This window comes from Pseudomonas sp. 18.1.10, assembly GCF_024655625.1.
Lineage (GTDB): Bacteria > Pseudomonadota > Gammaproteobacteria > Pseudomonadales > Pseudomonadaceae > Aquipseudomonas.
Genome location: NZ_JANLGL010000315.1, coordinates 1 through 4,784, shown reverse-complemented (window position 1 = coordinate 4,784; position 4,784 = coordinate 1). Strand labels below are relative to the sequence as shown.

Below are 4,784 nucleotides of genomic sequence, written 5' to 3'. Positions count from 1 at the left end.
AATACAGGTGACTGACACTCCGCTTTCGCGAGCAAGCCCGCTCCCACACAAGCCCGCTTTCCACAGTTGATGGGGGGGGCTTAGATCACCCGCAACACAATCTTGCCAATATGCTCGCCACCTTCCATCCGTGCATGGGCCTTGTCGGCCTCGGTGTAGTCAAACACCTGGTCGATCATCGGCAGGCAGCGCCCGGCTGACAGCACCGGCCACACATGCTCGCGCAATTGCTCGGCGATGGCGGCTTTCTCATCCCTGGTCCGCGCGCGCAGCAACGAGCCGGTCACAATCGCGCGTTTGCCAAGGATGGTCAGCAGGTCCACGTCATTGGCCTTGGCGCCGCCGAGAAAGCCCAGCATCACCAGGCGGCCGTCCATGCTCAACGCCTTGAGATTGTTGTTGAGGTACGAGCCGCCCATGATGTCGAGGATCACATTCACGCCCTCGGCACCGATGACTTCGGCGAAGTCTTGCTCGCGATAATTGATCGCCTCGGCCCCCAGTTCGCGGATGGCGGCGCATTTGTCGGCGCTGCCGGCGGTGGCGAACGCGTGGATGCCGAACTCGCGGCACAGCATCAGCGCAGTGGTGCCGATGCCGCTGGTGCCGCCGTGGATCAGCACGCGCTGGCCCTGGTGGGCGCCGCCGATGCCGAACAGGTTGGCCCACACGGTAAAGAAGGTTTCCGGGATCGCGGCGGCTTGAATCCATGACAGGCCGTCGGGGATCGGCAGCGCCTGGCCGGCAGGGACGGCGCAGTATTGCGCGTAGCCGCCGCCGTTGGTCAGGGCGCAGACCTTGTCGCCAAGCGCGTATTCATTGACGCCTTCGCCCAACGCCACCACTTCACCCGCCACTTCCAGGCCGGGAATCGGGCTCATGCCGGGTTTCATCGGGTACTTGCCTGCGCGTTGCAGGGCGTCGGGGCGGTTGACCCCGGCGGCGTGCACGCGAATCAGGATCTCGCCAGCGGCCGGAACGGGCACGGGCACCTGGCGTGGCTTGAGCACCTCGGGGCCGCCGGGGGTGGTGATTTCAATCAGGGTCATGTCGGTAGGCAGGGTCATTGTGCGTGTCCTGTAAACGGTGAGCGTATGGGGTGGGACCGTGGCGGGCGGGCGGAGGTCCCGAGTATTTTCTTCGGACCTCAGCATATCGCCAGACGCTGATGCAATAATGCTGCGATTTAGCGGCACGCAGATGCAAATATGCAGCGCAAGGGGAAAGCAATGAACTGGGACGATGCACGGGTATTCCTCGCGGTCTGCCGCGAATCCACACTGCGCGGCGCCGCGCGGGTGCTAGGGGTGGATCAGGCGACCGTCGGCCGGCGCATCAACGCCCTGGAAAAATCCTTGAGTGCGACGCTGTTCCTGCGCACCTCCGAGGGTTATGCGCTGACTGCCGTGGGCGAAGCGGCCCTGCGCTCTGTGGAGAAAATGGAGCGCTCGGCCCTCGACCTGGAGCGTCAGATCCAAGGCCTGGATGACCGCCTGATCGGCACCGTGCGGGTCAGCACCACCGACTCCCTGGCCATCGATTTCCTGATCCCGGCCATCGCCCGCCTGCACGACAAACACCCCGACATCCGCGTGCAACTGGACGCCTCCACCCAAATCCTCAGCCTCGCCAAGCGCGAGGCCGACATCGCGGTGCGCAATACCCGGCCCGACAACCCGGACTTGATCGCCCGGCGCATCGCCCGTTGGCCGGTGGGGTTGTTTGCCTCCCAAGGCTATATCGAGCGGCACGGTGTGCCCGAGCCCGGCAGCCTGTTCGACGGCCACGACCTGGTGGTCTATGGGCCTCACCTGCAACAGCACAAAGACCTGACCCTGGTGTCCGAGCCGCTGGGCCGCGGGCGCATCGTTGCCGCCCTGGGTTCCAGCCTGCTGGTGCGCCGCTCGATTGCCGCGGGTATCGGCATCGGCGAAATCCCGGTGTGCACCGGCGAGCGCGACGGCCTGGTGCGCCTGTGGCCACAGCGCACGCGGCCGTTGCCCTACGACGTGTGGCTGGTGACCCACGCCGACCTGCGCCACACCGCGCGGGTGCGGGTGGTGATCGATGAAATCGTCGCGGCGTTTGCCGGCACGGGGGATTGAGGTCAGCACAGGCTTGCAAGCGTGTGCACGGGGCTGCCGACAGAATTGACCTCGACAGAGGGTCAACTCACCGGGAGCGCACATGAACGAATCGAAGTATCAGGATCTGGGGCTGTTGTTTCTAAGGGCCAGCGGGGCGCTGCTCCTGCTGTGGGTGCATGGCTTGCCCAAGTTGCTCAACTACAGCGAGCAATTGAAGCTGATCGAGGACCCGTTTCACCTGGGCGCGACGATCACGCTGTCATTGGCGATTTTCGCCGAGGTGGTGTGCCCGTTGCTGATCCTCGCCGGGGTGTGGGTACGGTGGGCGTGTGTGCCGATCCTCGCCGTGTTGTTGATTGCCTTGCTGGTGGTGCACCCGGAGTGGACGCTGTTCGAAGCGCAGTTTGGTTGGTTGCTGCTGATCGTCTTCACCACGCTGTTGATAAGCGGGGCAGGCCGTCTGGTGCTCGGTCAGCGTCAGCCCGTCAACCCGTAGCGCATTGCCTGTGGCGAGGGAGCAAGCTCCCTCGCCACAGGTTACCTTTTACCTGTTCTGCTTCTTAGCGGCTGAGGAACGCCAGCAAGTCTTCGTTCAACTGTTGGGCGTGAGTCACGGCAAACCCGTGGGGCGCGTCCTTGTAGACTTTCAGCTCGGCACCCTTGATTAGCTCGGCGGCCACTTTGCCAGTGGTCTCGAACGGCACGATCTGGTCGCCATCGCCATGGATCACCAGGGTCGGTACGTCGATCTTGGCCATGTCCGGGCGGAAGTCGGTCTCGGAGAACGCGGTGACGCAATCCACCGTCGATTTGAGCGATGCCAGCAGGGCGACCTGCAAGGTCTGGGCTTGCACACCAGCGGAGACGTTCTGGCCTTTGTTGATGCCGTAGAACGGTGCGTTGAAGTCGCTGATGAATTGCGCGCGGTCCTTCAGCAGCTCGGCCTTGAACCCAGCGAACACGTCGAGCGGCACACCCTGCGGGTAATCCGCCTGCTGGCCGAAGATCGGCGTCACGGCGCCCAGCAACACCAGGCCGGCGACACGGGCGCTGCCATGGCGTGCAATGTAGCGGGACACGTCGCCGCCGCCCATGGAGAAGCCCACCAGGGTCACGTCCTTGAGGTCCAGGTGCTCGATCAGTTGGGCGATGTCGTCGGCGAAGGTGTTGTAGTCATTGCCGGTCCACGGCTGGTCCGAGCGGCCAAAGCCACGACGGTCGAAGGCGATGGTGCGGTAGCCGCGGCTGCTCAGGTATTCCATCTGGTATTCCCACATGTCCGCATCCAGCGGCCAACCGTGGCTGAACAGGACGGGCTTGCCGCTGCCCCAATCCTTGAAGTAAATCTGGGTGCCGTCTTTGGCAACGAATGTGCTCATGGAAAACTCCTGGGTGGGTGGGGTGGGCTGAGAACTCTAGTTCACTATTGCGTGAAACCGGACGAAGGGCTTGTACCGGTGTGCTCGGTTGAACGGTTCAGCGTCTATGCTGGTCCACTGACTTCCACTGTCCGATCACACAGGTGAACGAAATGGCCAAGACTTACAGCTACGCCGCGCAGAACGCCAAGGATGCCCTCAAGCCCTACACCTTCGAGCGCCGTGCGCCGGGGGCGGAGGATGTGCAGATCGACATTCTGTATTGCGGCGTCTGCCACTCCGACCTGCACACCGCGCGCAATGAGTGGAACAACACCCTGTACCCGTCGGTGCCCGGCCATGAAATCGTCGGCCGCGTCACGGCGGTGGGCGCCAACGTGAAAAATTTCAAGGTCGGCGACCTCGCCGGCGTCGGCTGTATGGTGGACAGCTGCCAGCACTGCGCGTCGTGCGCCGAGGGCGAGGAGCAGTATTGCGAGAACGGCTTTACCGGCACCTACAACGGCCCGGTGTTTGGCGGTGAAAACACCTTTGGCGGCTACTCCGACAGCATCGTGGTCAAGGAGAAGTTCGTGCTGCGCATCTCCCACGACGACAGCAACCTGGCGGCGGTGGCGCCGCTGCTGTGCGCGGGCATCACCACCTATTCGCCGCTGCACCACTGGAAGGTCGGCCCGGGCAAGAAGGTCGGCGTGGTCGGTCTTGGTGGTCTCGGCCATATGGCGGTGAAGATTGCCCACGCCATGGGCGCCCATGTGACCTTGTTCACCACCTCGCCGAACAAACGCGAAGACGGTCTGCGCCTGGGTGCCGACCAGGTGGTGGTGTCGAAGAATGCCGATGAAATGGCGGCCGTCACTAACAGCCTGGACTTCATCCTCAACACCGTCGCCGCGCCCCACAACCTCGACGCGTTCCTCAACCTGCTCAAGCGTGACGGCACCATGACCTTGGTTGGCGCCCCCGACAGCCCGCACCCGTCGCCGTCGGTGTTCAACCTGATCTTCAAGCGCCGCAGCCTGGCGGGGTCGTTGATCGGCGGGATTCAGGAGACCCAGGACATGCTGGATTTCTGTGCCAAGCATGGGATTGTCTCGGACATCGAGATGATTGATATCCAGGGCATCAATGAGGCGTATGAGCGGATGCTTAAAGGGGATGTGAAATACCGATTTGTGATCGATATGGACAGCCTGAAAAAAGAACGCAAAGCGGCCTAGTAACACCGCAAGTCCCATGTGGAAGCGGGCTTTATGTGGGAGCGGGCTTGCTCGCGAAGACGGTGTATCAGACACAGATATGTTGACTGATCCACCGC

The 4,784-nt window shown here is 63.0% G+C and carries 5 protein-coding genes; 3 read left to right on the top strand and 2 right to left on the bottom strand.

What is annotated here, in order from left to right:
* Positions 1-80: 80 nt before the first annotated feature.
* Positions 81-1,067: an NAD(P)H-quinone oxidoreductase gene (locus tag NUV89_RS27645; protein ID WP_257783813.1), complete on the bottom strand. Its 987-nt coding sequence runs from the start codon at positions 1,065-1,067 to the stop codon at positions 81-83.
* Positions 1,068-1,229: 162 nt separating this feature from the next.
* Here NUV89_RS27645 and NUV89_RS27640 point away from each other — a divergent pair, with 162 nt between their 5' ends.
* Both NUV89_RS27640 and NUV89_RS27635 read left to right on the top strand, forming a co-directional pair.
* Positions 1,230-2,105 carry a LysR family transcriptional regulator gene (locus tag NUV89_RS27640; protein WP_257783812.1) on the top strand — a complete coding sequence of 292 codons (876 nt, stop codon included), beginning with the start codon at positions 1,230-1,232 and terminating at the stop codon, positions 2,103-2,105.
* 82 nt (positions 2,106-2,187) lie between these two features.
* On the top strand, positions 2,188-2,583 hold the full coding sequence (locus NUV89_RS27635; RefSeq protein WP_257783811.1) for a DoxX family protein: 396 nt from the start codon (positions 2,188-2,190) through the stop codon (positions 2,581-2,583).
* A gap of 64 nt (positions 2,584-2,647) precedes the next feature.
* Here NUV89_RS27635 and NUV89_RS27630 read toward each other — a convergent pair whose 3' ends face one another.
* A complete protein-coding gene (locus tag NUV89_RS27630; RefSeq protein WP_257783810.1) occupies positions 2,648-3,466 on the bottom strand; it encodes an alpha/beta fold hydrolase in 819 nt (272 codons plus the stop codon).
* Positions 3,467-3,618: 152 nt separating this feature from the next.
* Here NUV89_RS27630 and NUV89_RS27625 point away from each other — a divergent pair, with 152 nt between their 5' ends.
* The gene (locus NUV89_RS27625) at positions 3,619-4,686 is read left to right on the top strand and encodes an NAD(P)-dependent alcohol dehydrogenase (RefSeq protein WP_257783809.1); all 1,068 of its coding nucleotides are present in this window, start codon (positions 3,619-3,621) and stop codon (positions 4,684-4,686) included.
* The last annotated feature ends 98 nt before the right edge of the window (positions 4,687-4,784 follow it).

Bases quoted from the DNA above. Each gene is read 5' to 3' on its own strand.
- NUV89_RS27630 (WP_257783810.1), bottom strand. From the start codon at position 3,466: ATGAGCACATTCGTTGCCAAAGACGGCACCCAGATTTACTTCAAGGAT.
- NUV89_RS27645 (WP_257783813.1), bottom strand. From the start codon at position 1,067: ATGACCCTGCCTACCGACATGACCCTGATTGAAATCACCACCCCCGGC.
- NUV89_RS27635 (WP_257783811.1), top strand. From the start codon at position 2,188: ATGAACGAATCGAAGTATCAGGATCTGGGGCTGTTGTTTCTAAGGGCC.
- NUV89_RS27625 (WP_257783809.1), top strand. From the start codon at position 3,619: ATGGCCAAGACTTACAGCTACGCCGCGCAGAACGCCAAGGATGCCCTC.
- NUV89_RS27640 (WP_257783812.1), top strand. From the start codon at position 1,230: ATGAACTGGGACGATGCACGGGTATTCCTCGCGGTCTGCCGCGAATCC.